The 26,628-nt window shown below is 57.9% G+C and carries 23 protein-coding genes; 7 read left to right on the top strand and 16 right to left on the bottom strand.

Annotated features, from left to right (window positions below; genetic code table 11):
* Positions 1 to 23: 23 nt before the first annotated feature.
* From QLG03_RS20935 to QLG03_RS20900, 8 genes are all read right to left on the bottom strand, one after another.
* Entirely contained in the window at positions 24 to 1,388 is a 1,365-nt protein-coding gene (locus QLG03_RS20935) for an MFS transporter (RefSeq protein WP_023288603.1), read from the bottom strand.
* 159 nt (positions 1,389 to 1,547) lie between these two features.
* Positions 1,548 to 2,726: a Gfo/Idh/MocA family oxidoreductase gene (locus tag QLG03_RS20930; RefSeq protein WP_023288604.1), complete on the bottom strand. Its 1,179-nt coding sequence runs from the start codon at positions 2,724 to 2,726 to the stop codon at positions 1,548 to 1,550.
* A gap of 333 nt (positions 2,727 to 3,059) precedes the next feature.
* Complete coding sequence (locus QLG03_RS20925; RefSeq protein WP_017898923.1) at positions 3,060 to 4,421, bottom strand: aromatic acid/H+ symport family MFS transporter; 1,362 nt, start codon at positions 4,419 to 4,421, stop codon at positions 3,060 to 3,062.
* A gap of 10 nt (positions 4,422 to 4,431) precedes the next feature.
* Positions 4,432 to 5,250 carry a TIM barrel protein gene (locus QLG03_RS20920; protein WP_032453585.1) on the bottom strand — a complete coding sequence of 273 codons (819 nt, stop codon included), beginning with the start codon at positions 5,248 to 5,250 and terminating at the stop codon, positions 4,432 to 4,434.
* 58 nt (positions 5,251 to 5,308) lie between these two features.
* Positions 5,309 to 7,000: an FAD-dependent oxidoreductase gene (locus QLG03_RS20915; protein ID WP_255988435.1), complete on the bottom strand. Its 1,692-nt coding sequence runs from the start codon at positions 6,998 to 7,000 to the stop codon at positions 5,309 to 5,311.
* Positions 7,001 to 7,010: 10 nt separating this feature from the next.
* On the bottom strand, positions 7,011 to 7,331 hold the full coding sequence (locus QLG03_RS20910) for an NIPSNAP family protein (protein ID WP_004204812.1): 321 nt from the start codon (positions 7,329 to 7,331) through the stop codon (positions 7,011 to 7,013).
* Between the two features lie 13 nt (positions 7,332 to 7,344).
* Positions 7,345 to 9,021, bottom strand: coding sequence for an FAD-dependent oxidoreductase (locus QLG03_RS20905; RefSeq protein WP_110237854.1), 1,677 nt, complete (start codon positions 9,019 to 9,021; stop codon positions 7,345 to 7,347).
* Positions 9,018 to 9,839, bottom strand: a complete 822-nt coding sequence (locus QLG03_RS20900) for a shikimate dehydrogenase (protein ID WP_044521259.1) — start codon at positions 9,837 to 9,839, stop codon at positions 9,018 to 9,020. Before QLG03_RS20900 ends, QLG03_RS20905 begins: the two co-directional genes overlap by 4 nt.
* A 152-nt stretch (positions 9,840 to 9,991) precedes the next feature.
* Here QLG03_RS20900 and QLG03_RS20895 point away from each other — a divergent pair, with 152 nt between their 5' ends.
* Positions 9,992 to 10,750, top strand: a complete 759-nt coding sequence (locus QLG03_RS20895; RefSeq protein WP_023288610.1) for an IclR family transcriptional regulator C-terminal domain-containing protein — start codon at positions 9,992 to 9,994, stop codon at positions 10,748 to 10,750.
* A gap of 38 nt (positions 10,751 to 10,788) precedes the next feature.
* Here the strand turns inward: QLG03_RS20895 and QLG03_RS20890 are convergent, their stop codons facing one another.
* The 8 genes from QLG03_RS20890 to QLG03_RS20855 all read right to left on the bottom strand — a co-directional run bounded on the left by QLG03_RS20890 (position 10,789) and on the right by QLG03_RS20855 (position 18,732).
* On the bottom strand, positions 10,789 to 11,121 hold the full coding sequence (locus QLG03_RS20890) for a hypothetical protein (RefSeq protein ID WP_023288611.1): 333 nt from the start codon (positions 11,119 to 11,121) through the stop codon (positions 10,789 to 10,791).
* A gap of 249 nt (positions 11,122 to 11,370) precedes the next feature.
* Positions 11,371 to 12,258 carry a heme o synthase gene (gene cyoE / locus QLG03_RS20885; RefSeq protein WP_002891629.1) on the bottom strand — a complete coding sequence of 296 codons (888 nt, stop codon included), beginning with the start codon at positions 12,256 to 12,258 and terminating at the stop codon, positions 11,371 to 11,373.
* Positions 12,259 to 12,269: 11 nt separating this feature from the next.
* Positions 12,270 to 12,599 (bottom strand): cytochrome o ubiquinol oxidase subunit IV, encoded by a 330-nt coding sequence (locus QLG03_RS20880; RefSeq protein ID WP_002891634.1) that lies wholly within the window; start codon positions 12,597 to 12,599, stop codon positions 12,270 to 12,272.
* On the bottom strand, positions 12,599 to 13,210 hold the full coding sequence (locus tag QLG03_RS20875) for a cytochrome o ubiquinol oxidase subunit III (protein WP_002891635.1): 612 nt from the start codon (positions 13,208 to 13,210) through the stop codon (positions 12,599 to 12,601). Before QLG03_RS20875 ends, QLG03_RS20880 begins: the two co-directional genes overlap by 1 nt.
* Positions 13,200 to 15,191 (bottom strand): cytochrome o ubiquinol oxidase subunit I, encoded by a 1,992-nt coding sequence (cyoB, locus tag QLG03_RS20870; RefSeq protein WP_004204804.1) that lies wholly within the window; start codon positions 15,189 to 15,191, stop codon positions 13,200 to 13,202. The genes QLG03_RS20875 and cyoB overlap by 11 nt, the downstream gene beginning before the upstream one ends.
* Before the next feature lie 19 nt (positions 15,192 to 15,210).
* A complete protein-coding gene (cyoA, locus tag QLG03_RS20865; RefSeq protein WP_004204802.1) occupies positions 15,211 to 16,155 on the bottom strand; it encodes a cytochrome o ubiquinol oxidase subunit II in 945 nt (314 codons plus the stop codon).
* A 479-nt stretch (positions 16,156 to 16,634) separates the two neighbouring features.
* Positions 16,635 to 18,110, bottom strand: a complete 1,476-nt coding sequence (ampG, locus tag QLG03_RS20860; protein ID WP_032453853.1) for a muropeptide MFS transporter AmpG — start codon at positions 18,108 to 18,110, stop codon at positions 16,635 to 16,637.
* Positions 18,111 to 18,153: 43 nt separating this feature from the next.
* Positions 18,154 to 18,732: a lipoprotein gene (locus tag QLG03_RS20855; RefSeq protein WP_004204800.1), complete on the bottom strand. Its 579-nt coding sequence runs from the start codon at positions 18,730 to 18,732 to the stop codon at positions 18,154 to 18,156.
* Between the two features lie 302 nt (positions 18,733 to 19,034).
* Between QLG03_RS20855 and bolA the strand changes: the two genes are divergently transcribed.
* From bolA to hupB, 6 genes are all read left to right on the top strand, one after another.
* Entirely contained in the window at positions 19,035 to 19,352 is a 318-nt protein-coding gene (gene bolA / locus QLG03_RS20850) for a transcriptional regulator BolA (RefSeq protein WP_002891649.1), read from the top strand.
* A gap of 345 nt (positions 19,353 to 19,697) precedes the next feature.
* Complete coding sequence (gene tig / locus QLG03_RS20845; protein ID WP_023288613.1) at positions 19,698 to 20,996, top strand: trigger factor; 1,299 nt, start codon at positions 19,698 to 19,700, stop codon at positions 20,994 to 20,996.
* A 309-nt stretch (positions 20,997 to 21,305) separates the two neighbouring features.
* Positions 21,306 to 21,929 (top strand): ATP-dependent Clp endopeptidase proteolytic subunit ClpP, encoded by a 624-nt coding sequence (clpP, locus tag QLG03_RS20840; RefSeq protein WP_002891804.1) that lies wholly within the window; start codon positions 21,306 to 21,308, stop codon positions 21,927 to 21,929.
* A 249-nt stretch (positions 21,930 to 22,178) separates the two neighbouring features.
* Positions 22,179 to 23,453 (top strand): ATP-dependent protease ATP-binding subunit ClpX, encoded by a 1,275-nt coding sequence (gene clpX, locus QLG03_RS20835; protein WP_002891807.1) that lies wholly within the window; start codon positions 22,179 to 22,181, stop codon positions 23,451 to 23,453.
* Positions 23,454 to 23,636: 183 nt separating this feature from the next.
* Positions 23,637 to 25,991 (top strand): endopeptidase La, encoded by a 2,355-nt coding sequence (gene lon, locus QLG03_RS20830; RefSeq protein ID WP_023288614.1) that lies wholly within the window; start codon positions 23,637 to 23,639, stop codon positions 25,989 to 25,991.
* Between the two features lie 209 nt (positions 25,992 to 26,200).
* Positions 26,201 to 26,473, top strand: coding sequence for a nucleoid-associated protein HU-beta (gene hupB / locus QLG03_RS20825; protein ID WP_002444653.1), 273 nt, complete (start codon positions 26,201 to 26,203; stop codon positions 26,471 to 26,473).
* The last annotated feature ends 155 nt before the right edge of the window (positions 26,474 to 26,628 follow it).

The raw sequence follows: 26,628 nt of genomic DNA, 5'->3' as shown, positions 1-26,628 counted from the left end.
AAGCGGGGAATTCCCCGCTTTTTTTATACCCCTTTGATGAGCTGCTCTATCTCGAAGCGGTTGGTGACCTTGCTGTCGATTTTGATATACACCGAGCGCTCCTCGGGCACCACCAGCGCCTGATGAACCCCGCTGGCGCTGAGCAGACGCGCCTGCAGCGCGCTGTCGACCACCACGCCGTCCGGTACCTCCACCCGCAGACTGCTGACGTAGGGCGGCTCGCTCATGGTGCTGGCCACCAGCAGCCACAGCATCGCCAGCAGCGCGCCCAGCAGAAACACGGTCTGTGAATCAAAGAAACCATCTACCCAGCCGCCAAGGGCGCCGCCAATCGCCACCCCGAGGAACTGGCTGGTGGAGTAGACGCCCATCGCGGTGCCTTTATAGCCCGCCGGCGACTCTTTGCTAATCAATGACGGCAGTAGCGCTTCCAGCAGGTTAAACGCCAGGAAAAAGAGCTGAACGCCCGCTACCAGCTCCCAGAAGTAGCCTCCGGCGCCCCAGAGGACAATTTCCGCAATCAGCAGGATGGCCACGCAGAGCAAAAAGACGCGCTTCATCTTGCGCTTCACTTCGGCGTAGATAATAAACGGCACCACCGAGATGAAGGAGATAACCATGGTGACCAGGTAAATCTTCCAGTGCTCGGCGGCCGGGAAGCCGGCGGCCTCCAGCTGTCCGGGCAGCGCGACAAACGTGGACATCAGCATGATGTGCAGGCACATGATGCCAAAGTTGAGCTTCAGCAGGCGCGGCTCCGCCAGCACCTTGCTAAAGCAGCCTTTCACCATCCCGGATTCGCGGTTAAGCACATGATTCTGGCTGTTGGGAACCACCCACAGGGTGAGCAGGATGCCGACGGTCGCCAGGATGGCGATCATCCAGAACAGGGCGTGCAGGCCCAGCTGATGGGTAATAATCGGCCCCAGCACCATGGCGATAGCGAAAGTGACGCCGAAGCTGACGCCAATAAACGCCATCGCTTTGGTGCGGTTCTGTTCGCGGGTGAGATCGGAGAGCAGGGCCATGACCGCGGCGGCGATGGCGCCGGAACCCTGCAGGGCGCGGCCAAGAATGATGCCCCAAATGGAGTCGGTGAGCGCGGCGATGACGCTGCCGAGCACGAAGATAAGCAGGCCGCCGACGATCAACGGCTTGCGGCCAATACGGTCAGATAACAGTCCGAAGGGGATCTGGAACACCGCCTGCGCCAGACCGTAGATGCCGATCGCCAGGCCAATCAGCGCTTCACTGGCGCCCTGCAATGCCATGCCATACGTGGTCAGAACTGGCAGGACCATAAACATGCCAAGCATGCGCAGGGAGAATACCGTCCCCAAACCCCAGGTCGCGCGCAGTTCCCCTGGCGTCATTTTGTTATCGTTCATTACCACCTCAATATAAAAACTGCGCCTAGTGTAGCGGCGGGGGGTAAGAAGCGTAAATAAATGTTTGTTTAACAGATATTACGGGGCTGTTGCGTGATGCGACAAGTTGGTAAAAATCAATAAACCAGTGGAGGGGGACTCCACTGGCGAGGGGGAAAATTAAGGTAAAGTAAAGTCAACCCACTGGCTGCCGGCATCAGCCGATTTGACGCACTGCTCGACCCAGTAGACGCCGTGTAGCCCGGCTTCGACGTCCGGATACCAGAAGTCTTGCAGGAAGGCGCGATCGTCACGGTCCGTGGCGTCAATCGCCTGCGCATAGCGGCGATACAGGTTGGCCCAGGCTTCAAACAGCCCTTCCGGGTGGCCGCCGCCGATGCGATCGTCCGCCAGCGCGTTTGCGCTCAGGTAGGGCATCCCGCGTTCCAGAATGCGCGCCGGCTCGCCCTGCACCTCATAGCTGAGCTGGTTAGGATGCTCATCCCACCATTCGATACTCGCCTTTTCGCCAACGATGCGCACTTTTTGCGAGTGCATGGCGCCGCTGTTCACCGCGCTGGTCCACATCGAGCCAACCGCGCCGTTGTCATACTCCATCAGGACAAAGGCGTTATCTTCCAGCGGCGCGCGGGAGGGGACAAAGCTCTGGCGGGAGCACATCAGCCGTTTGATATTGAGCTGCGGTGCCATGGTTTCGGCGACAAACAGGGGATGGGTGGCCAGATCCCCCAGCACATAGCTGGGCCCGGCGAACTTCGGCGTTACGCGCCAGCGGGTGGATTCTGCCTGCAGCTCGACGGCCTGGTTATGAAAGCCGTGAGCGAACTGCATATTGACGATGCGGATCTCGCCGAGCAGCCCATCGGCAATCATCTGCCGCGCCTGCTGGATCATCTGATAGCCGGCGTAGCCGTAGGTGACGCCGACGATTTTGTTCTGTTTTTTGCTCAGGTCCACCAGCTCGCGCGCCTCTTCGGCGGTAAAGCAGAGGGGCTTTTCACAGATGACGTGGAGGCCCGCTTCCAGCGCCGCTTTGGTGATGGCGAAATGGGTATTGTTCGGGGTGGTGACCGAGACGACCTCGATCCCGTCAGGACGGCGGGCTTCTTCACGAAACAGGGTCTGGTAGTCGGCGTAGCAGCGCTCCGGCGCGATGCCCAGCTGCTCACCAAACGCGCGCCCGCGCTCGGCATCAACGTCAAGCGCGCCGGCCAGCAGGGTGTAAACATTGTCACGCAGCGCCGCACAGCGGTGGCTGTAGCCGATCTGGCTGGTTCCCCCGCCGCCGACCATGCCCCAACGCAGGGAACGGGATAAGGGTTTCAGACCGTTTAACATGGTGCTCTCCTTTTTGAAATCATTCGCACTCTGAGGCGCTCAATGCCGACGCCTGCGGCAACGCGCATCCGGATAAACTGACCTAAACTTAAGGAAATGTTTGTTCTGTTTCAATTGTTATGTGGAATTTATTTTTCATATATGCGAAGGGGATCGAATAAGCAGAAGTTTATTTTCTGCTGGATTGAAGAGAGGAGAGGGGAAACAACGGCAATGGGTGCAGGCCGGACGGTTGCGGAGCGCTTTTCGTTACACGGCAAGATGAAATAAATGTTCTTTTTAGCCGCAGCGCGCGGTGCAATCCGCAGATTGCACCGGAGGAAGGATACCGCATTACGCTCCGCGCACAGACGCGGGGGCTGGCGAAGCGGCGGGAGGATTACCTGCGGCGAAGATGCCCTTCGCCGCCAGGCCTGCGACGGTGAGGGCAGCCGGGATGCCGAGGATCAAAAAGACGCTTTCGAAGGGCAGGTTGAGCGCCATCATCTCAGCGCCGGCAAAGGCGCTGAGGATCGCGCCGATCCGCCCGACGCCGTGCATCCAGCTGGAGCCGGTCGCCCGCGCCTGCGTGGGGTAGTAACGGGCGGAGAGGGCGTTCATGCCCGTATTGGCGCCGTTCAGGCAGGCGCCGCTGATAAACGCCAGCATGCAGAGCAAGGCAAAGCTGCCCGCGGCGTAGCCCATCGCCATGGTAAACAGGCCGCCGACGGCGTAGATCATTCCCAGCGCGCGATGGGGATTGATGCGGTCCATCAGCCAGCCGGCAAACAGCGAGCCGAGTGTGCCTCCCGCCTGGTAGATCGCCGTCATCACGGCCGCCTGGCTGACGGTAAGCCCGACCTCCTTAACCAGCGTTGGCAGCCAGCTGCCGAGAATATAGACCAGGAACAGCCCCATAAAGTAGACCAGCCATAGCATCAACGAGCCAAAGCCGTACTGGCGGGAGAGCACAATGCGCATCGCGTTGCCGGCCGCCGGCTGCGCTGGCAGGATAAACGTCACGTTGTCGCTGATTTGTCCGGGATAAAGACGATTAAGGATGGCGCGAATGCGCGCCGCTGGCGCTTGTTTGATCACCAGAAAACGAACTGATTCCGGCAGCCGCCAGATAAGCAGGGGGGCAAACAGCAGCGGCAGAATGCCGCCGAGCGCCATCAGCGAGTGCCAGCCAAACTGCGGGATCAGCCATGAGGCGGTGAATCCTCCGGCCGCCGCGCCGAAGGTGAAGCCGCAGAAGATGACGGTAATAATAAATGAGCGCTGCCGTTCCGGGGCGTATTCCGACACCAGCGTCCCGATGTTCGGCATCGCGGCGCCCAGTCCAAGGCCGGTCATAAAGCGGAAGAACATCATCTGCTCAATGTTGTGCGAGAAGGCGGTGGCGATGGTCCAGAAGCCGAAGAAGAAGACGCTGTTGATGATGATCTTTTTGCGTCCCAGCCAGTCGGCGAGCGGGCCAGAGAAAATAGCGCCCAGCGCGAGGCCGATCAGCGCGGCGCTGATCACCAGGCCCAGCTGGTGGTTGCTTACCCCCCACTCCAGCTTCAGCGTCGGGGCGATAAAGCCCATGATCGCGATATCAAACCCATCGAGAGCGATAACGCAAAAGCCGAGAAAAATAATCTGCTTTTGAAAGCGGCTCAGCGGGTTACGGTTAATTAACTCTCTGACATCCAGGCGTTGAGTCTGTGTCATAGCGGATTCCTTATGCGCAGGAGCGCAGGTAGGGCTGCGCGGCAGTGAACAGTAATTGCGCCCGCTGGAGGGGCGGCAGGGCGCCCTGCTCGCCGTCGAGCGGCACCTCGAGGGAGACCGGCAGCGTCGCCGGCAGAGCCGACATCAGACCGTGCAGATCCAAACCGCCTTCCCCCGGCACGTTGCGCGCTGAGCGGGCCTGGCGGATGAGCTCCTGCTCGCTTTCCGGCCGCTGCGCCGCGCCATCGCAGAGCTGCATATAGTTCAGATGATGCGCGGGCAGGCTGGAGAGGGCGGCGAGCGATTCTCCCGCGCGCCAGAAATGAAGGGCGTCCACCAGGATGCCAATATCCTCCCGCCCGCTGGCGGCGATCAGCGCCTGCGCATCGGCGATCGTGCGCAGCTGGGTCCAGGGCATTGGCTCAAGGTTCATGGTCAGGCCAAACGGGCGGCCGGCCGCGGCGAGAGTGGCCAGGTTGTCGGCGCTGCGCTGCAGGTTATCGTCATTCCCGGCGACTAACACCTGCCCGGCGCCAAGCCGCGCGGCGGTCTCCATAAAGCGCTGCAGCCGATCGTCGAGGGTAAACCCCGGGCTCAGGCGGACGATCTCCACGTCCGAGACGCGGATGCCGGTTTCCATCAGCGCGGCCAGGGTCGCGCGGACGGCGGGGGTATCGCCCAGCATATCGTAGTCCGGGTCGGCGGGGGTGGCGGGCAGCAGCCGCAGACCCACGTGGGTAAAACCGGTTCTGGCCGCTATCCGCACCTGTTCGGGGGGAGAGACATCGAGCAGGCTCAGCGCGGCGAGCGATAGGGTACGCATGTTCATAAATGGCTCCGGTTCAGTTGCAGGTGAAGTTAGCCAGGGGTATTGCCGTCCCTGGTTGTTATTGCTCTGTTTTTATTGTGTTTTCAGCCAGTTTTTTGCCCACCAGGTAGCCGAAGGTCATCGCCGGCCCGAGGGTGATCCCTCCGCTGGGGTAATAGCCGCGCATCACGCTCGACATGTCGTTGCCGATGGCGAACAGGCCCGGTATCGGCTGCTGCTGCCCGTCCAGCACCCGAGCGTGTTCGTCGGTTTGCAATCCGCTGAAGGTGCCCAGCGAGCCGGGCAGAATGCGCACCGCGTAGAACGGCCCTTCGCGCAGCGGTCCGAGCGTCACCTGATGGTCACCCTGCGCGCGGTTATAGGCCGATGCGCCGCGGTGAAAATCGACGTCTTCACCGGTGCTGGCGAAGTGATTAAAGCGTTCAACGGTTTCCGCCAGCGCATCGGTATCGATGGCGCACCGTTTCGCCAGCTCGGCCAGGGTGTTTCCTCGCAGCAGATAGCCGGTTCGCAGCCAGGCGGTAGGGGTGAACGGGAAGGGCCTGGCGTGGCCCAGGCCATAGCGGCGCAGCGCGCGCCGATCGGCCAGCAGCCAGGCCTGCGGCGTGTCGCCCGTGGGCGTCGCCGCCAGCAGGGCGGCGATAAAGTCGTGATAGGAGTCGGCCTCGTTAACAAAGCGTTTGCCGTTAGGCAGGACGGCGATCACCCCGGGCTTGGCTCGCTCCACCAGATGGGGAAACATCAGCTGCTGGCCGCTGGCGAGGGTGACGCGGGACACCGGCGCCCAGGCCAGCGGGTGGCGCAGGCGGGTATCGAACTGGCCGCCGACGGATTCGCCAAGGCGGATCCCCTCGCCCTGATTGTCAAGCGGCGCGGCGGAGAAATGGCCGTAGCCCTCCGCGGCGTGAGGCACCACCTGCGCCAGGCGCTGCCGATCGTGGGGAAAACCGCCGCAGGCGAGCACCACGGCGCCCGCTTCGACGTGCATCTCCCCGTCATCGCTGCGCAGCACCGCGCCGGACACGCCCTGCGGCCCCTGCAGCAGCCGAACCGCAGGCGCATTGAGTTGAAAGCGCACTTCGGCGTCGAGGGCGGATCGCAGCAGACGGGCGACCAGCGCATTGCCATTGACCAGATGCTGCCCCCGTCCGGCGCGCAACCGCTGCCAGCCGTGGCGCAGCAGGCGGCGGGCGGCATACAGCGCGGAGCGCGGCGAGCGGGTGGCGTTAAAAAAATGCGCCATGTCCGCGCCGCCGGCGATGCCCATCCCGGCCAGGCTGATGGTCTCCAGCGGCGGGCGCAGTCGGTGGAGCCAGTCGCCGAGCAGGCGGCCATCGTAGGGCTGAGCGGTCACCGACCGCCCACCGTTCGCCGCGCCCGGCGACGCGTGAAAGTCCGGCATAGCGCTGCCCGACAGAAACTTCACCGCCGTCCGCTGATGAAAAAAATCCACCATTTCCGGCCCGTGACGCAGGAAGGTCTGCAGGCGAACGTCGGCGGCTTCGCCCCCCATCTCATGCTGCAGATAGGTCAGCGGGGCATCGGCCGCTTCGTCGATGCCCTCCGCCCGCGCCAGCGGGTTACGGGGGATCCACAGCCAGCCGCCGGACCAGGCGCTGGTTCCGCCGAGCACTGACGCCTTCTCCGCCACCATGACGCTGGCGCCGTGCATTGCCGCGGTGACCGCGGCAGAGAGTCCCGCCGCGCCGGAGCCGACCACCAGCATATCCACCTTCACAGGCCCGCTCATGATGGACTCCTTACTGCAATGGTGAAAAAGCAGTGGGGCGCATCAGCACCGACTCGAGGCGCTCCACGGCGGCCAGTTCGCGATTTTTCCGCGAGAAGGTCTGCCAGCGCTCGTCCTGGGCCATCCGCGCGCGGCGTACCAGGCGATCGTCCAGGCTTTCGTAAGCCCAGATGTGCACTACCTGATTGACCACGCCGATCTCGGTAAAAAAGAAGCCGATCAGTTTGCCGAGATGGTCAGTTTGCACCGCCAGGGCATCGCTTTGGTACAGCGCCAGCCAGTCGGCCATTTTCAGCGGATTGATGGTGTAGGTGCGTTTTTCGTAGATCATGATGTTTTCCTGATTAGTGGGTGGCGGGTTGCGCCAGGTGGCAGGCGGCGAGGTAGCCAAACGTCAGCCCCGGGCCAAGGGTGATGCCGGGACCCGGGTAGGTGCCGGCCATCAGCGAATCCATGTCGTTTCCCACCGCGTACAGCCCCGCGATAGGCTTTCCTTCGGCGTTGACGACCTGGGCATCGGCGGTGGTGACCAGACCCCGGGAAGTCCCCAGATCGCCGGTATAGAGTTTGATGGCATAGAACGGCGCGCTGAGCAGGGGAGCGTTGCAGGCGTCAGGGTGATGGCCCGGATCGCCCATCGCCCGGTTATAGCTGTTGCCGCCTTTGGCAAACTCACGGTCCACGCCCTGCGCGGCGTCACGATTGTAGCGGGCGACCGTCTCGCTCAGGGTGTGGGCATCCAGACCAAGCTGCTGCGCCAGCGCGGCCAGGGTGTCGGCTTTGTGCAGATAGCCGGCGGCGATCAGGGCGTCATTGTTCACCGGCGCCGGGCGCGCCAGCCCGAGGCCGTAACGCTTCATCGCCTGGGCGTCGCACAGTAAAAAGCAGGGGGCATTCTCCGCAGCACGCTGCATCGCGCTGGCAAAATGGTGATAGGAGCTGGACTCATTAACGAAGCGTACCGCCCGCTGATTGACGGCAATCACGCCCGGCTTGGCCCGGTCGGTCACCAGGTGGGGGAAGCGCTCCTCGCTGCCGTCGGCCCGGGTCAGCACCGATACCGGCGCCCAGAAAAAGTTGGATGCCCGATCGGCTCCCTCGCGAGCGTTAAGCGCCGCCGCGAGACGCAGCGCGGCGCCATCATTGGCCGGCGGCGACATGGTGAAGTGCTCTCGGGTGTCAGGCCGATAGCGCGCCGCCAGCGCGCCAGCGGCAAAACCGCCTGCGGCCAGCACCACTCCGCGCCGGGCGTGCAGCGTCTCTCTTTGCCCCTGACACTCGATCTCTACCCCGGTGACCGCGCCTTGCGCTTCGCGCAGCGCCAGAACATTGACATTCAGCCGCAGGCTCATGCCTTTACGCAGCGCCGTGGTCGCCATGCGGGCAATCAGCGCATTGCCCATCGCCAGGCGGGTGCCGCGAGGGTATGTCACCCGGTCGCGGGCGTAGCGCAGCAGCAGTCGGGTGCAATGGGCCAGGGAGCGCAGCGAGCGACGCATATCGAGAAAATGTTGAATGTCGACGCGGTTGACCATCATTCCGCCAAACAGCAGCATCCCCGGCGGCGGCGAACGCAGGTCGCGAAACGCGTCACCCAGTTCACGGCCGTCATACTCCACCACCTCCAGCGCCCGCCCGACGTCGACGGCGCCGGGCTCATCCGGATAGTAATCAGGTGAGAGTGGGCGCAGGCTATACTTCACCGCCCCCTCGCGCTCCAGAAAGGCGAGGGCCTCTCGCCCGGCGCTGACAAACGCCTCGGCGATATCTTCGCGGTAGTGGGCCTCGCCGATAATGGTTCGCAGATAGGTTTTGATCGCTTCGGCGCTACCGCTTTTGCCCGCGGCGCGCGCCTGGTCGGTATCGTGCAGCCACACGGCGCCGCCAGAGATGGCCGAGGTGCCGCCGAACTGACCGGCTTTCTCCAGCATCAGCACCGACAGCCCTTTGCAGCTGGCGGTGACCGCGGCGGCAAAGCCAGCGGCGCCGCTGCCGATGACGATCACGTCCCAGCTCTTCATGCCGCTGCTCCCTGCGCCGGCGGGATGGCGCCGATAAACTGGCCCATCAGCGTCATCTGCGCCAGCGCCATTTCCGGCCCGGTCTGTACCCGGCAGCCGCGGGCGGCGGCGAAGGTGAGCAACGGCGTCATCACCGGGGCGGTGACAACGTCAGCCACGTGGGTGGCGCTGTCGAGCGTCTCCAGCAGCGCCTGCGGCAGGGGCAGCGCATCAAATCCGGCCATGCCGGCCGGCGAGCCGTTGACCAGCAGATCGACGCCGTGCAGGGTGTCCGGCAGCGCGCTCAGTCGCACCGCCGGAAAGGCTTCAGCCAGAAGATCGTGCAGGCGTTGCCGGGTGGCGGGGTTTTGATCGTGCAGAGCCAGCTGACGGAGCCCCGCCTCGCACAATCCCCAGGCGATGGCGCTGCCGACGCCGCCGCAACCGGAGAGCAGCGCCTGCTTACCTGCCGGCTGAAAACCCTGAGCCTCGGCGGCGAGCAGAAAGCCGACGCCGTCCAGCATATCGCCCTGTAACCGGCCATCCGCCAGCTTGCGGATCACATTGATGGCGTTGAGTCGGCGGGCGCGCGGCGTAAGCTCGTCGACCAGCGCGGCGGCGCGTTGTTTATGCGGCACCGTCACCAGCACGCCGCTCATGTTCTGCCAGCCGCGCAGGGCGTTGAGGTAGGCGGCCACCGCGTCCGGGGCGATATCCACCGGGATCATGACGCTGTCCATGTGCTGTTCGGCAAAGTAGCGGTTGAAGTTATCCGGTGATTTCACCTGGGCAATCGGATGACCAATCACGGCGACAACCTGGGTAGTTCCACTGACCATTGCAAACCTCATTTGTTAAATGAATGTTGTGAAAGTATTTCAGTGGAAGCTGGGAGCGACAACGCAGAATTCGGACATGTCGGTTGTTAATCGCACCATCGCTGCGATAATCGCAGGAAATCGATAATGATGTTGCAAAAATGTGAGCGAATATGCAAAACACCATTCATCCTCGCGATCTGATCGTCGGTTTACAAAAAGGGTTGGCGCTCATCCAGCTTTTTTCTAAAACCTGCCCAAAGCTCACCGTCGCTCAGGCGGCGAAAATGAGCGGCCTGACGCAAAGCGCGGCACGACGTTTTCTGTTGACGCTGCTGCATGAGCGCTATTTGCAAACCGATGGGCGCTATTACTGGCTTACCCCGAAGACGCTGCGGCTTGGTCAGGCCTACGTCGATTCGGCGCAGTTTCCCCGCATGGTGCGGCCGATTGTCGAATACATCGCCAGCCGGACCGAGGAGCACGCCTCGGTGGGGGTGGTGGATGAAGATGAACTGGTCTATATCGCCCGCAGCCGTCACACGCCATTTAACTCCACGTCGGTTCGGCTTGGGGAGCGGGTGCCCATCTTTTGTACCGCCGGGGGGCGGTTATGGCTGGCTTCGCTGCCGGAAGCAGAGTGTGAAGCGGTTCTACAGCGCATTACCCGGGAACAACGCACGCCCTATACGGTGACCGACGTCGCGTCGTTGATGGAGAAGATTGCCCAGGTGCGGCGTCAGGGGTATGCCACTATCGAGCAGGAGTTTGAGATTGGTATGCTGGTGCTGGCGGTACCGTTAACCGACAGGGAAGGGACCTGGTGGGGAGCGTTAAGTCTGACCAGTCATCAATCACGGACTTCGCTGGACGCGTTATGCCGCGACCACCTTGATCTGCTCTATAGCGCGCAGGCGATGCTGGTGGGTTAAACAGGGCAGCCGATGCGCTGCCCTCGGCGAAACGTCGTTTAGGCTGACGCTTTGTTGAGGAAGCTGCTCCAGTCGCTGGCGGCGTTATCGACAAAGGTGTTCCAGCTGGTGCCGGCGGTATTGACGAAGCTACCCCAGTTTTCCTTACCGGTGGTCACAAAGGTTTCCCAGTTTGTCTGGCCGGTCAGGAAGGAACCAAACGCCATCGCGCTGTCGCCAACGAATGAGGCGAAGGCGGTACCGGAGGTGAGGACAAACGAGGTGAAGCCGACGGCAGAGTTGGCGACAAAGCTGGCGAAGCCGTTGGCCGCGCCGAACAGGTTAAAGCCGCCGGAGATGTACTCCATTTCGTTCAGTGTTAATTCTTTCATTGCGATTCCTTGTAGTGAATATTTCCCAAACGGGTGTAAACCCGAGGCGAAAAGTAGCATCGCGGGCGCGTGCGGCGCGAGCGATACCCGGTTAGCACAAGCTCATTTTTTCCTCATTTTTTGGGCGTGAGATAGCGAAACCGATGCGGGGGAGGGGAGGGGAAGTATGAAATGAGAAAGGAACCAATTTGAAACAGAAAAGAAAAAGCCCCGTCAAAACGGGGCTTTATATCGTACTGGAGAGCGAGATTATCTCACGTAAGCCAGCAGGCTATGTGAATCCGGCACCATAAAGTCAACGGACATCATCACGGACAGCGCAGTGATGGCGACGATGGAAAAGACGAACAGCTTGCGCGCCCAGACTTTGTCATCTGCCACTTTGTAGCCACGCAGCGCCATACCCAGCCACCAGACGCTGACCGCTGCCGCCACGACCAGGTATTTATACCCGGCGTAACCGCCCAGCGAGAGCATCAGGGTCGCAACGGCAAAGGCGACGATGTACAGCGTAATATGGTTTTTGGCGACCGAAATGCCTTTCACCACCGGCAGCACCGGAATATTCGCCGCCTGATAATCCTTAAAGCGGAAAATCGCGATAGCGTAGGAGTGAGGCATCTGCCACAGGCTAAAGATAGCCAGCAGGATCGCCGCACCGCTGTCGAAATCACCGGTGACCGCGCAGTAGCCAATCACCGGCGGCGCGGCGCCGGAGAGTGAGCCAATCAGCGTGCCGTAGACAGAGTGACGTTTCATGTACAGGCTGTAGACGCCGACATAAACCACGAACCCCATCACCCCCAGCCAGCAGGCCAGCGGATTTGCGCCGAACCACAGCAGCATAAAGCCAGCAATACCCAGCAAGGTGGCGTACACCAGCGAAGCTTCTGGCGAGATCAGCCCTTTGACCAGCACCCGGTTTTTCGTCCGTTCCATCTTACGATCGATGTCCCGGTCGATGTAGTTGTTGAATACACAACCCGAGGCGACCACCAGGGATACTCCAAGGAGCGTCCAGACGAACAGCGGATAGTCGATGTGGCCTTTGGAGGCCAGCAGGAAACCGCCGATCACGGAGATCAGGTTGCCAAAAATAATGCCTGGTTTCGTAACTTGCAGGTATTGCTTAAACATACTCGCCGCTCTTAGTGCATCATCATGTTGTAGTTCAGGTTCCACATAATCCAGATGGAGCCGACAACCACGATCGCAATGATGATTACGGTGAAGATAAATGCGGTCAGGTTCCAGCCTTCATCGGACTTGCTGTTCATATGCAGGAAGTACACGAGGTGTACCACGATCTGCACCACAGCGGTCACCAGAATGGTGCCAAGGATAACCGCATGCGAGGCGGAGCCACTCATCACCATGGCGAACGGAATGACCGTCAGGATGATGGACAGGATAAATCCTGTCATGTAGCTCTTCACGCTGCCGTGAGAAGCGCCGCTATGATCGGTAGAATGACTCATTACATCGCCCCCATCAGATAGACAACCGAGAACACGCAGATCCACACGACGTCCAGGAAGTGCCAGAACAGGCTCAGGCACAGGATACGCGTGCGGTTAGTGCTGGTCAGGCCACGACGTGAAACCTGGAACATCAGCACCGCCATCCAGATAAGGCCAGAGGTCACGTGCAGACCGTGGGTGCCGACCAGCGCGAAGAACGCGGACAGGAAGCCACTACGATCCGGACCAAAGCCTTCCATGATCAGGTGATGGAATTCATAGATTTCCATCCCGATAAATCCGGCGCCAAACAGCCAGGTCAACGCCAGCCAGGAAACCACCTGGCTCTTGTTGTTTTTGTACATGGCGATAGCCGCCATGCCGTAGGTGATGGAGCTGAACAGCAGCAGTGCGGTTTCAACCAGAACGAACGGCAGTTCGAAAATATCTTTGCCAGTCGGTCCGCCGGCCGTGCCGTTCACCAGAACGGCATAGGTAGCAAACAGCGTAGCGAAGATAATGCAGTCGCTCATCAGGTAGATCCAGAAACCGAATACCTTCATCGGTCCTGTATCATGGTGCCCGTGTTCATGCGCGTGGGCAGTATGCGCAAGAGTATCAGTTGCCATTTTTCAGCCCTGCTTTGTTAATCTCATCGAAATGCTGTTTTTCCAGTTTTTCGACTTCTGCAACCGGTACGTAGTAATCCACGTCCTCGTCAAAGCTCTTAATAATCCAGGTCGCTACGATGCCGATGAAGCTGGCGATCGCCATCCACCAGATATGCCAGATCATGGCGAAACCAAATACCGTCGCGAAGGCGGCAATGACGATGCCGGCGCCGCTGTTTTTCGGCATATGAATTTCTTCATAGTGAGCAGGCTGTTTGTACGCTTCACCTTTCTCTTTCATTTCCCAGAAGGCGTCACGCTCGTGAACCTGAGGAACGATAGCGAAGTTGTAGAACGGCGGTGGAGAAGAGGTTGCCCACTCCAGCGTACGGCCACCCCACGGGTCACCGGTCAGGTCACGGTTCTGATCGCGGTCGCGAATAGAGACGTAGAACTGAATCAGCTGGCACAGGATACCGCAGGCGATCAGCGCCGCACCGCAAGCTGCAACAACCAGCATCGGGTGGAACTGCGGATCGATCTGCTGGCTCAGACGACGGGTCATCCCCATGAAGCCCAGCACGTACAGCGGCATAAACGCCACGAAGAAGCCGATGATCCAGAACCAGAAAGCGCGTTTGCCCCAGGTTTCGTTCAGGGTGAAGCCAAAGGCTTTCGGCCACCAGTAGGTCAGACCTGCGAAGCAACCGAATACCACGCCGCCGATGATAACGTTATGGAAGTGCGCGATCAGGAACAGGCTGTTGTGCAGAACGAAGTCCGCGCCCGGTACCGCCAGCAGCACGCCGGTCATCCCACCTACGGAGAAGGTCACGATAAAGCCGATAGTCCACATCATCGCCGAGTTGAAGACGATGCGACCCTGATACATGGTGAAGAGCCAGTTGAAGATCTTAACCCCGGTCGGGATCGCGATAATCATGGTGGTAATACCGAAGAAGGCGTTTACGTTTGCGCCGGCACCCATGGTGAAGAAGTGGTGCAGCCAAACGATGAACGACAGAACGGTAATACAGACGGTTGCCCACACCAGAGAGGTGTAACCGAACAGACGCTTACGCGAGAAGGTCGCGGCGATTTCGGAGAAGACCCCGAACACCGGCAGAACCAGGATGTACACTTCCGGGTGACCCCAGGCCCAAATCAGGTTGATGTACATCATCATGTTGCCACCCATATCGTTGGTAAAGAAATGGGTGCCCAGGTAACGATCCAGGGTCAGCAGCGCGATGGTGACGGTCAGAATTGGGAAAGAGGCGATAATCAGGATGTTAGCGCACAGAGATGCCCAGGAGAATACCGGCATCTTGAACATGGTCATGCCCGGGGCGCGCATCTTGATAATGGTCACGAAGAAGTTAATACCGGTCAGGGTAGTACCGATACCGGAGAGCTGCAGCGCCCAAATCCAGTAGTCGACCCCTACGCCAGGACTGTACTCAATTCCCGACAGCGGCGGATAGGCCAGCCAACCGGTCTGCGCGAACTCACCGACGCCCAGAGACAGGTTAACCAGAATCACGCCCACAACGGTGAACCAGAAGCTCAGGTTGTTGAGGAACGGGAAGGCTACGTCGCGTGCGCCGAGCTGAAGCGGAACCACCAGGTTCATCAGACCGATAACGAACGGCATCGCCACGAAGAAGATCATGATAACGCCGTGGGCGGTAAAGATCTGATCGTAGTGATGAGGCGGCAGGAAGCCTGCTTCCCCAGCCGAGGCCAGCACCTGCTGGCTACGCATCATGATGGCGTCAGCAAAGCCACGCAGCAGCATGACGATTGCCACGATAACGTACATGATACCGAGACGTTTGTGGTCGACAGAGGTCAGCCACTCGTTCCATAGGTAGGACCACTTACCGAAGTAAGTGATGGCCGCCAGAAGCGCCAGTCCCCCAATGATAATCGCAGCCACCGTTACCACGATAATAGGTTCGTGGTAGGGCACTGCATCCAGTGTAAGTTTTCCGAACATCGTTTTCTTCCTCGGCCCCTTAGTGAGCGGTTTCCGCGTGGCTCATGTCCATGCCTTCCATCCCGTCGTGAGCGGCATGCTCGCCTTCAGGTTTGGACATGTTCATGCTCTCGTGAGACATGAATTTGTTCACAACATCTTTGAACAGATCCGGCTTCACGTTAGAGAAGTATTCCACTTTGTTATATTCGCTAGGCACAGCCACTTTCTCGAACGCGGCCATAGAGTCCATAGCGTTCGGAGACTGTTTCGCTTTTTCAACCCACTGATCGAAAGTTGCACGATCCGGGGTAGCAATCGCTTTGAACTTCATACCAGAGAAGCCCGGGCCACTGTAGCTAGCGGAGATACCGTCATAAGTACCAGCTTCGTCAGCAATGAGGTGCAGCTGAGTCTGCATCCCGGCCATTGCGTAGATCTGGCTGCCTAAGCGCGGAATAAAGAACGAGTTCATCACCGAGTTAGAGGTCACTTTGAAGTGTACCGGTACGTTCGCCGGGAAGGCGATTTCGTTAACGGTAGCAATACCCTGTTCCGGATAGATAAAGAACCATTTCCAGTCCATCGATACGACTTCGATGGTGATTGGTTTCTCGTCATGGACAAGCGGTTTGCTTGGCTCCAGTGCGTGAGTGGTTTTCCAGGTCAGAACGGCCAGGAACAGGATGATCAGAATAGGTACCGTCCAGACCACAGCTTCCACTTTATTGGAGTGTGACCAGTTCGGGCTATACTTCGCATCTTTATTGCTCGCGCGATACTTCCAGGCAAATCCTACTGCCATCAAGACGGCGGGAATAACGACAATCATCATCAGGCCGAAGGCCGTCAGAATCAAAGAGCGTTGCTCCAGTCCAATCTGTCCTTTTGGGTCAAGGAGTGCAGAATCACAACCACTGAGTAATACAGTACCTGCGATTAATGACATCCATCCCAAACTTTTATTGTATTTCCTGAGTCTCATTGAACGACCTCAATTCCACGGGATCTGGTGGCGTTTAAAGTGTACGGGCATTTTACGGTAAGGTTGCATTACTGTAAACATGATTGGATCTCTGTCAGTTCTGTGTTAGCGGCTTCTGCTTGCTTTGTCACATATGTTACGTAGTGTTACGTAATCGCTTGCAAAGCCTGATTTTCGTGGGATCGATAACGAAAGGGATAAGAAAAGGAGTGCTTAGCGGCGAATGGGCATAACCACCCAAAAATTAGAACAATTGTTTAACATTTAATTATCAAATAAAAGACATTGTGGAAACGTAAAATAAAATCGGCTTAGCTGAATCGGTTAAATTATTTAAAGAATCGAATAAAAACTGTCAATAATTTCCAGAAAACAAAAACGCACAAAACAACAAATAGCGCGGCGGGCAATATAAAAGCGTTAATAAGCCGTTATAATTACGTTTCGTAATTACAACGGCTAATAATGATGCAGCGTCCTTAAATCAGGTGGGTTTTACGCAGCGCCAGGTAGTCGAGCAGGCCGCCGAGCAAAATACCGCCAACGGCCGTCAGCGCGGCAACCTCCAGCAGGCCGGACAGGAAGCTGAACGACGTATAATCCAGCGCGTTGAGGATCAGCAGACCCAGCCATACCGCCAGCAGCAGGCAGCCCAGCGTCAGGATCCCCAGCGCCAGCGCATAGGCCTGCGGATATTCGCTACGCGGTATAAAGCTTGCCGTGCGTTGGGTATGCTCGAGCGTTTGCCGGCACAGCAGCAGCAGCGCGATCCCCGGCACCGCCGCGACCACAGAGAAGAGATAGAAGGTGGACCAGCCGTGGGCCTCGACGAACCAGCCGGCGATCGGCCCGACGTACACGCGGCCAACCGCGGACAGCGCCGAGAGCAGCGCGAACTGGGTGGCGGAGAACGACTTGTTGCACAGCGTCATCAGCAGCGCCACAAACGCCGCCGTGCCCATTCCCCCGCACAGGTTCTCAAAGAATACCGCGGTCGCCATGGAATAGAGGTGCTTATCGGTAATCGACAGCAGCCAGTAGCCGGCGTTGGAGACCCCCTGCAGCAGACCGAAGATCAGCAGCGCCCGGAACAGCGTCAGCCGCTGCATCAGGACGCCGCCGTACAGGGCGCCGAGAATGGTGGCGAAGAGGCCTAAGGTTTTGTTCACCATCCCCACTTCACCGGCGTCAAAACCGACGCCGCGGATAAGAAAGGTGGTGGTCAGGCTCATGGCAAACGCATCGCCAAGCTTATAAAGAACGATGAGCAACAGAATAAGCCAGGCGTTGTTACGGCCGAAAAAATCACGCAGCGGCGCAACCACCGCCTGCTCCAGCGATCGGGGAACCGGGATGACGTCGCTCGGCTCGGGCGCCAGCAGCGTGGCGATGATGCAGGGCACCAGCAGCGCCGCCATCAGCCAGTACATCCCCTGCCAGCCGAGATAGCGGTCGGCGAGCCACAGGGCCAGACCGCCGGAGACCAGCATCCCGAGGCGATAGCCCAGCACGCTGATCGCGGCGCCGGCGCCGCGCTCTTCCGCCGGCAGAACGTCGGTTTTCCAGGCGTCAAAGACAATGTCCTGCGACGCTGAACAGAAGGCGATCACCACCGCCAGCGCCGCCATCCAGCGCAGCTGGGAGACGGGTTCAAGAAAGCCCATCGCCGCGATGGCCAACAGGAGCAGGATCTGGGTGGTGACCAGCCAGCCGCGACGTCGGCCGAGAAACGGCGGCGTGTAGCGGTCCATCAGCGGGGACCAGAGAAATTTAAAGACATAGGCCTGGCCGACCAGCGAGAAAAAACCGATCGTTTTCAGATCGATATTTTCCACCGTCATCCAGGCCTGCAGGGTACCGGAGGTGAGGGCCAGCGGCAGACCGGAGGCGAAGCCGAGGATCAGCAAAATCGCTGATTTAGGCTGCTGAAAAATGCGTAAGTAATGACTGGACATAGCATAAAGCACGAACCCGGCGGAGGCCGGGTTCGTGGTGGCATTAACGCGCGTTTTGCTTGATGAAATCGTGAATGCTGGTGTCCTGCGCCATATCGGCGATGGTATCGGTCAGGACGCTGTTAACGGCATCAGCGATGTTTTTGTTCGAGGCCTGGAAGGCGCCTTCAACCGAGTAGCTGGCGCGGTAGTTTTTGGTCATCTTCGTGCCGTTTGCCGCGGTGGCGATGATGGCGATATCGGCTTTGGTGGCGATGTTGTAGCGCACGTTGCCCTGGGAGACGTCAGCGTAAAGTTTGTTGACGATGATCTGCAGATCGACTGCGCCGTTCGGGCCAATCATATAGCCGCGCGCGGTCATTTGTTTCTCCAGCACTTCCTGCAGCAGGAAGCGCAGGTCGCGGGAGGCGGTGAGGGTGACCTGTTGGTTGTCGCGCGTCACTTTCGCCAGCGCCTGGTCCGGACGCTGGTCGGCGCCGTTGATGCTGACGGTCACGCCCATCAGGCTCGGATCCTGCTGTGGCAGCGTGATTTTCGGCGATACTTCAATGGTGGTCGGCGGCGTGGCGCATCCTGCCAGCATAAACATGGCGACCAACGGGAAAAGGATCTTCTTAAGCATGTTCAGGTCTCAACGCATGGTGTTGTTATAAGGAAAATTACCGCCATCATAGCATTGCCAACGGCAAGGGGAAGTGGCAACGCGTGTAAATCCATCGCCCTGGCGGTTTTCTGAGCGCCCCGCTACGGTTAATCGCTCTTTCCCCGGCGCATCTGGCGACCAGAGCCAGTAAACGTGATACTTTTGAATGAAAATATCAGAACAATGCTAATTTTTTGTTGTTTTCTCCTAATGGAAGCGGTAAAAGCGGCTAACATTTAAAAGGAGTGGCGGCATCTCAGCGTTGTCGGAGGAGAAAATTCATGATGATACGTGAACAGATCGAAGCAAAACTTAGAGCAGCGTTCGACCCGATGTATCTCGAAGTCGTGGATGAAAGTTATCGTCACAACGTCCCTGCGGGCTCTGAAAGTCATTTTAAAGTGGTGTTAGTGAGCGATCGCTTCACTGGCGAGCGTTTCCTTAATCGCCACCGTATGATCTACGGCACGCTAACCGAGGAGCTGTCGAATACGGTGCACGCCCTGGCGTTGCACACCTACACGATTAAAGAATGGGAAGCGCTACAGGATACGGTTTTCGCCTCGCCGCCATGCCGCGGCGCGGGGAGCATCGCCTAGAAATCCCATTTGCAACCGCTGGCGCTTTTCCAGTATGTTGCTTGCAGATTTAGCAAAAACGGCCTACGGGCCGTTTTGTTTTGCCTGGAAAATGCGCAAAGTCAGCGCTTTTGCGGACAAAATTGAGCGGGAAATGTGAAAAATGCCGCAGCACCAGGCGACAACCGTTCTCGACTCACAAAAGTGATGCCGCTATAATGCCGCGTCTTATATATGAATGTCTTCGGGATGATTCTGACGACAGGGAATGTGTTTCTGATTTGAAGAGGGCATCCCGGTTCTGCGAAGCCACCTACACGCGCTTCCAGAGTTGACCGAGCACTGTGATTTTTTTGAGGTAACAAGATGCAAGTTTCAGTTGAAACCACTCAGGGCCTTGGGCGCCGTGTAACGATTACTATCGCCGCTGACAGCATCGAGAATGCTGTCAAAAGCGAGCTGGTCAACGTAGCGAAAAAAGTTCGCATTGACGGCTTCCGTAAAGGCAAAGTGCCGATGAATGTTGTTGCTCAGCGTTATGGCGCATCCGTTCGCCAGGACGTGCTGGGCGACCTGATGAGCCGTCATTTCGTTGACGCGATCATCAAAGAAAAAATCAATCCGGCCGGCGCGCCGAACTACGTTCCGGGCGAATACAAACTGGGCGAAGATTTCACCTACGCGGTAGAGTTCGAAGTGTACCCGGAAGTTGAACTGCAGGGTCTGGAAGCGATCGAAGTAGAAAAACCGGTTGTTGAAGTGACCGACGCTGACGTTGACACCATGCTGGAAACCCTGCGCAAGCAGCAGGCCACCTGGAAAGACAAAGAAGGCGCAGTTGACGCTGAAGATCGCGTAACCATCGACTTCACCGGTTCCGTAGACGGCGAAGAGTTCGAAGGCGGCAAAGCGTCTGACTTCGTACTGGCGATGGGTCAGGGTCGTATGATCCCGGGCTTCGAAGACGGTATCAAAGGCCACAAAGCGGGTGACGAGTTCACCATCGACGTGACCTTCCCGGAAGAGTACCACGCTGAAAACCTGAAAGGTAAAGCGGCTAAGTTCGTTATCAACCTGAAGAAAGTTGAAGAACGTGAACTGCCGGAGCTGACCGAAGAATTCATCAAACGTTTCGGCGTGGAAGATGGTTCCGTCGCTGGCCTGCGCGCTGAAGTGCGTAAAAACATGGAACGCGAGCTGAAAGGCGCTGTGCGTAACCGCGTGAAGTCTCAGGCTATCGAAGGTCTGGTTAAAGCTAACGAAATCGACGTTCCGGCGGCCCTGATCGACAGCGAAATCGACGTGCTGCGTCGCCAGGCTGCTCAGCGTTTCGGTGGCAACGAGAAACAGGCTCTGGAACTGCCGCGTGAGCTGTTCGAAGAGCAGGCTAAACGCCGCGTAGTGGTTGGCCTGCTGCTGGGCGAAGTGATTCGCACCAACGAGCTGAAAGCTGACGAAGAGCGCGTGAAAGGCCTGATCGAAGAGATGGCTTCTGCTTACGAAGATCCGTCAGAAGTGGTTGAGTTCTACAGCAAGAACAAAGAGCTGATGGACAACATGCGCAACGTGGCGCTGGAAGAGCAGGCTGTTGAAGCCGTGCTGGCGAAAGCCAAAGTGTCTGAAAAAGCCACTTCCTTCAACGAACTGATGAACCAGCAGGCGTAATTTCGCCGCGATGGTGTAAGGTTCGTGCAAAAACCCGTTGCCGAAAGGCGGCGGGTTTTTTTTTAGGATAATGCCAGCCTCAGGCACGGTGCTAAAACGCATTTACCATGATAGCGTTACAGCAAAAGCTTGTTATGCTTGAAATATGGCAACGCCATCCCCATTACCGGGGGAGGCAACTGCATCCGCAATTGCACGCGTGTTGAAGAGGCGGTGACGCGTTCAGCGGATAGAAACTGTGGCTGATAATCCGTCCGTAAGGTTACAATCAGTGCAGCAGGTATTTTAAAATTACTCCAGGAGACGGAAATGTCATACAGTGGCGAACGAGACAACTTTGCACCCCATATGGCCCTGGTGCCGATGGTCATTGAACAGACCTCACGCGGTGAACGTTCTTTTGATATCTACTCCCGTCTGCTTAAGGAACGCGTCATTTTTCTGACCGGCCAGGTCGAAGACCACATGGCAAACCTGATCGTGGCGCAGATGCTGTTTCTGGAAGCGGAAAACCCGGAAAAAGACATTTACCTGTACATTAACTCTCCGGGCGGGGTGATCACCGCCGGGATGTCGATCTATGACACCATGCAGTTCATCAAGCCGGACGTCAGCACCATCTGTATGGGACAGGCCGCGTCCATGGGCGCGTTCCTGTTGACCGCCGGGGCGAAGGGCAAGCGTTTCTGCCTGCCGAACTCCCGCGTGATGATCCACCAGCCGCTGGGCGGCTATCAGGGGCAGGCGACGGATATTGAGATCCACGCCCGTGAAATCCTGAAGGTGAAAGGACGGATGAATGAGCTGATGGCGCATCATACCGGCCAGTCTCTTGAGCAGATTGAGCGTGACACCGAGCGTGACCGCTTCCTCTCTGCTGCGGAAGCCGTGGAGTACGGACTGGTCGACTCTATTTTGACCCATCGTAATTGATGCCCGAGGCGCAAGGGTGCCGCTTTACGCTGCATCCTTCTCGCCACGTCTGCTAAGCGGTTGGCATTTTTCCGGAGGCTTGCCGGGCAGGCAGGCGGCCGGTAGCTTCGCTACCGCCTCGATGTAGCGCGAAGGATTTTGTGTATATACTAATGAAGGGCGGCACAACGCTATATGGCGGCTTGCGCCTGAGAATGGCATTTGCGTCGTCGTGTGCGGCACAAAGAACTTAAAAAGAGGTTTGGACTCATGACAGATAAACGCAAAGATGGATCGGGCAAATTGTTGTATTGCTCTTTTTGCGGCAAAAGCCAGCATGAAGTGCGTAAGCTGATCGCCGGGCCATCCGTGTATATCTGCGACGAATGCGTTGATTTATGTAACGACATCATTCGCGAAGAGATTAAAGAAGTTGCGCCGCACCGCGAGCGCAGCGCGCTGCCGACGCCGCACGAGATTCGCCACCACCTTGATGACTACGTCATCGGTCAGGAACAGGCGAAAAAAGTGTTGGCGGTCGCGGTATACAACCACTACAAACGTCTGCGCAATGGCGATACCAGCAATGGCGTAGAGCTGGGTAAAAGTAACATTCTGCTGATCGGGCCGACCGGCTCCGGTAAAACGCTGCTGGCGGAAACGCTGGCGCGCCTGCTGGATGTGCCGTTTACCATGGCGGACGCCACCACCCTGACCGAAGCCGGTTATGTGGGTGAGGACGTCGAAAATATCATTCAGAAACTGTTGCAGAAGTGCGACTACGACGTGCAGAAAGCGCAGCGCGGCATCGTCTATATCGACGAAATCGACAAAATTTCGCGTAAATCCGACAACCCGTCGATTACCCGCGACGTCTCCGGTGAAGGCGTGCAACAGGCGCTGCTGAAGCTTATCGAGGGCACCGTCGCCGCCGTTCCACCGCAGGGCGGGCGCAAACACCCGCAGCAGGAGTTCCTGCAGGTTGATACCTCCAAGATCCTGTTTATCTGCGGCGGCGCGTTTGCCGGTCTGGATAAAGTGATTTCCCACCGTGTGGAAACCGGCTCCGGCATTGGTTTTGGCGCGACGGTTAAAGCGAAGTCCGACAAAGCGAGCGAAGGCGAACTGCTGGCCCAGGTCGAGCCGGAAGATCTGATCAAGTTTGGTTTGATTCCGGAATTCATTGGCCGTCTGCCGGTAGTGGCGACCCTGAACGAGCTGAGCGAAGAAGCGCTGATCCAGATCCTGAAAGAGCCGAAAAACGCCCTGACCAAGCAGTATCAGGCGCTGTTTAGCCTGGAAGGCGCAGAGCTTGAATTCCGCGACGAAGCGCTGGATGCCATCGCCAAGAAAGCGATGGCGCGTAAAACCGGCGCCCGTGGCCTGCGTTCCATTGTGGAAGCGGCGCTGCTGGACACCATGTATGACCTGCCTTCGATGGAAGATGTCGAAAAAGTGGTCATTGATGAGTCGGTTATCGCCGGGCAGAGCAAACCGTTGCTGATCTACGGCAAACCGGAAGCTCAGCAGGCATCTGGCGAATAATTAGCCATTTCACTCAAGCAGTTAACAAAAAGGGGGGATTTTATCTCCCCTTTTATTTTTCCTGCATTCCCGCCGTTGAATGTGTGGAATACATCCCCATATACTGGATTACATATTAACGACGATGCAGTGGAGTGTGGCGTCGTCGGCTACCTGGCGGACTTTAAACTAAGAGAGAGCTCTATGAATCCTGAGCGTTCTGAACGCATTGAAATCCCCGTATTGCCGTTGCGCGATGTGGTGGTTTATCCGCACATGGTCATACCCCTGTTCGTAGGGCGGGAAAAATCTATCCGTTGCCTCGAAGCGGCCATGGACCATGATAAAAAAATCATGCTGGTTGCGCAGAAAGAAGCGTCGACGGATGAGCCGGGTGTAAACGATCTTTTCACCGTTGGAACCGTGGCGTCTATTTTGCAGATGCTGAAGCTGCCGGACGGCACCGTGAAGGTGCTGGTCGAAGGGCTACAGCGTGCACGCATTTCTGCGCTGTCTGATAATGGCGAACATTTCTCGGCGAAAGCGGAGTATCTCGACTCGCCGGCGATTGACGAACGTGAGCAGGAAGTGCTGGTTCGTACCGCTATCAGCCAGTTTGAAGGCTATATCAAGCTGAATAAAAAGATCCCACCGGAAGTGCTGACGTCGCTGAACAGCATCGACGATCCGGCGCGCCTGGCGGATACCATCGCGGCGCATATGCCGCTGAAGCTGGCGGACAAGCAGTCCGTGCTGGAGATGTCCGACGTCAACGAACGTCTGGAATATCTGATGGCGATGATGGAATCGGAAATCGATCTGCTGCAGGTTGAGAAGCGCATTCGCAACCGCGTCAAAAAGCAGATGGAGAAATCCCAGCGCGAGTACTATCTGAACGAGCAAATGAAAGCGATTCAGAAAGAACTCGGCGAGATGGACGACGCCCCGGACGAAAACGAAGCGCTGAAGCGCAAGATCGACGCGGCGAAAATGCCGAAAGAGGCGAAAGAGAAAACCGAAGCGGAACTGCAGAAGCTGAAGATGATGTCGCCGATGTCTGCGGAAGCGACCGTCGTGCGTGGCTACATCGACTGGATGGTGCAGGTGCCGTGGAATGCGCGCAGTAAGGTCAAAAAAGACCTGCGTCAGGCCCAGGAGATCCTCGATACCGATCACTATGGTCTGGAGCGCGTGAAGGACCGCATCCTTGAGTATCTCGCGGTGCAGAGCCGGGTGAACAAAATCAAGGGGCCGATCCTCTGCCTGGTGGGACCGCCGGGGGTAGGTAAAACCTCATTGGGTCAATCTATCGCCAAAGCGACCGGCCGGAAATACGTCCGCATGGCGCTGGGCGGCGTGCGCGATGAAGCGGAAATTCGCGGTCATCGTCGGACCTATATTGGCTCGATGCCGGGCAAACTGATCCAGAAAATGGCGAAAGTGGGGGTGAAAAACCCGCTGTTCCTGCTGGATGAGATCGACAAAATGTCTTCCGACATGCGCGGCGACCCGGCTTCCGCGTTGCTTGAGGTGCTGGATCCGGAACAGAACGTGGCCTTTAACGACCACTATCTGGAAGTGGATTACGATCTCAGCGACGTGATGTTCGTGGCGACGTCCAACTCCATGAACATTCCGGCGCCGCTGCTGGACCGTATGGAAGTAATTCGCCTCTCGGGTTACACCGAAGATGAAAAACTGAACATCGCCAAGCGTCACCTGCTGCCGAAGCAGATCGAACGCAACGCGCTGAAGAAAGGCGAACTGACCGTCGACGATAGCGCCATTATCGGCATTATTCGTTACTACACCCGTGAAGCGGGCGTTCGTAGCCTGGAGCGTGAAATCTCCAAGCTGTGCCGTAAGGCCGTTAAGCAGCTGTTGCTGGATAAGACGCTGAAACACATCGAAATTAACGGTGAGAATCTGCATGATTATCTCGGCGTGCAGCGCTTCGACTATGGCCGCGCCGATAGTGAGAACCGCGTCGGTCAGGTGACCGGTCTGGCGTGGACGGAAGTGGGCGGCGATCTGCTGACCATCGAAACCGCCTGCGTACCGGGTAAAGGCAAACTGACCTACACCGGCTCGCTGGGCGAGGTGATGCAGGAGTCGATTCAGGCTGCGCTGACCGTGGTACGTTCGCGGGCGGACAAGCTGGGCATTAACGCCGACTTCTACGAGAAGCGTGATATTCACGTCCACGTACCGGAAGGGGCGACGCCGAAGGATGGCCCGAGCGCGGGTATCGCCATGTGTACGGCGCTGGTCTCCTGCCTGACCGGCAACCCGGTTCGCGCCGATGTGGCGATGACCGGGGAGATTACGCTGCGTGGTCAGGTGCTGCCAATCGGCGGTCTGAAGGAAAAACTGCTCGCGGCGCATCGCGGCGGTATTAAGACTGTTCTGATTCCTGATGAGAACAAACGCGACCTTGAAGAAATTCCGGATAACGTTATCGCCGATTTGGATATCCATCCGGTGAAACGAATCGAGGAAGTTCTGACACTTGCGCTGCAGAACGAACCGTTCGGCATGCAGGTTGTGACCGCGAAATAGTGATTCTGCGCAAATTGCGCTAATAAAAATAGGGCTGGTAAGTCATTTCGGACTTGCCAGCCTTTTTTTGTGTAGCTAACTTAGATCGCTGGCAGGGGGGTCATCGACAACTGCTGTTGTAAGGGCATGACAGTCCTGATATAACTGCTGCGCGGTCGCACTATGAAGGACTCTGGTGCGATATAAATTATAAAGAGAGGAAGAGAACAGTGAATAAATCTCAACTGATTGACAAAATTGCTGCGGGTGCGGACATTTCTAAAGCTGCAGCTGGACGTGCGTTAGATGCTTTAATCGCTTCTGTTACTGAATCTCTGCAGGCTGGGGATGACGTTGCGCTGGTAGGTTTCGGTACCTTTGCTGTTAAAGAACGTGCCGCCCGTACTGGTCGCAACCCACAAACAGGTAAAGAAATTACTATCGCTGCCGCAAAAGTGCCGGGCTTCCGTGCTGGTAAAGCGCTGAAAGACGCGGTGAACTGATCGGCTTTCCCGTCAGGGAATGTGACGAAGTACAAGGGCGCATCGTGAGATGTGCCTTTTTTATTGCCTTTTCAGACCACTTTATGTGTGTTTATCGCCACTTGTGGGCTGACAATCACCCTGTTTTCTTGTCAAAATACGTCCTCACGCGCGGC

The sequence above is a fragment of the Klebsiella sp. V115_8 genome (genome assembly GCF_029967715.1).
GTDB classification, from domain to species: Bacteria; Pseudomonadota; Gammaproteobacteria; order Enterobacterales; family Enterobacteriaceae; genus Klebsiella; species Klebsiella quasipneumoniae.
Note: the sequence above shows the minus strand (reverse complement) of the source record. Positions and strands in the feature narration are given on the sequence as shown.

Bases quoted from the DNA above. Each gene is read 5' to 3' on its own strand.
- QLG03_RS20855 (WP_004204800.1), bottom strand. From the start codon at position 18,732: ATGCTTAAGAAGATCCTTTTCCCGTTGGTCGCCATGTTTATGCTGGCA.
- QLG03_RS20920 (WP_032453585.1), bottom strand. From the start codon at position 5,250: ATGAACATGCGTACCCTATCGCTCGCCGCGCTGAGCCTGCTCGATGTC.
- QLG03_RS20905 (WP_110237854.1), bottom strand. From the start codon at position 9,021: ATGAAGAGCTGGGACGTGATCGTCATCGGCAGCGGCGCCGCTGGCTTT.
- QLG03_RS20900 (WP_044521259.1), bottom strand. From the start codon at position 9,839: ATGGTCAGTGGAACTACCCAGGTTGTCGCCGTGATTGGTCATCCGATT.
- QLG03_RS20910 (WP_004204812.1), bottom strand. From the start codon at position 7,331: ATGATCTACGAAAAACGCACCTACACCATCAATCCGCTGAAAATGGCC.
- QLG03_RS20930 (WP_023288604.1), bottom strand. From the start codon at position 2,726: ATGTTAAACGGTCTGAAACCCTTATCCCGTTCCCTGCGTTGGGGCATG.
- bolA (WP_002891649.1), top strand. From the start codon at position 19,035: ATGATGATACGTGAACAGATCGAAGCAAAACTTAGAGCAGCGTTCGAC.
- QLG03_RS20880 (WP_002891634.1), bottom strand. From the start codon at position 12,599: ATGAGTCATTCTACCGATCATAGCGGCGCTTCTCACGGCAGCGTGAAG.
- QLG03_RS20890 (WP_023288611.1), bottom strand. From the start codon at position 11,121: ATGAAAGAATTAACACTGAACGAAATGGAGTACATCTCCGGCGGCTTT.
- ampG (WP_032453853.1), bottom strand. From the start codon at position 18,110: ATGTCCAGTCATTACTTACGCATTTTTCAGCAGCCTAAATCAGCGATT.
- QLG03_RS20915 (WP_255988435.1), bottom strand. From the start codon at position 7,000: ATGAGCGGGCCTGTGAAGGTGGATATGCTGGTGGTCGGCTCCGGCGCG.
- clpP (WP_002891804.1), top strand. From the start codon at position 21,306: ATGTCATACAGTGGCGAACGAGACAACTTTGCACCCCATATGGCCCTG.
- lon (WP_023288614.1), top strand. From the start codon at position 23,637: ATGAATCCTGAGCGTTCTGAACGCATTGAAATCCCCGTATTGCCGTTG.
- clpX (WP_002891807.1), top strand. From the start codon at position 22,179: ATGACAGATAAACGCAAAGATGGATCGGGCAAATTGTTGTATTGCTCT.
- QLG03_RS20895 (WP_023288610.1), top strand. From the start codon at position 9,992: ATGCAAAACACCATTCATCCTCGCGATCTGATCGTCGGTTTACAAAAA.
- cyoB (WP_004204804.1), bottom strand. From the start codon at position 15,191: ATGTTCGGAAAACTTACACTGGATGCAGTGCCCTACCACGAACCTATT.
- QLG03_RS20935 (WP_023288603.1), bottom strand. From the start codon at position 1,388: ATGAACGATAACAAAATGACGCCAGGGGAACTGCGCGCGACCTGGGGT.
- QLG03_RS20875 (WP_002891635.1), bottom strand. From the start codon at position 13,210: ATGGCAACTGATACTCTTGCGCATACTGCCCACGCGCATGAACACGGG.
- cyoE (WP_002891629.1), bottom strand. From the start codon at position 12,258: ATGTTTAAGCAATACCTGCAAGTTACGAAACCAGGCATTATTTTTGGC.
- cyoA (WP_004204802.1), bottom strand. From the start codon at position 16,155: ATGAGACTCAGGAAATACAATAAAAGTTTGGGATGGATGTCATTAATC.
- tig (WP_023288613.1), top strand. From the start codon at position 19,698: ATGCAAGTTTCAGTTGAAACCACTCAGGGCCTTGGGCGCCGTGTAACG.
- QLG03_RS20925 (WP_017898923.1), bottom strand. From the start codon at position 4,421: ATGACACAGACTCAACGCCTGGATGTCAGAGAGTTAATTAACCGTAAC.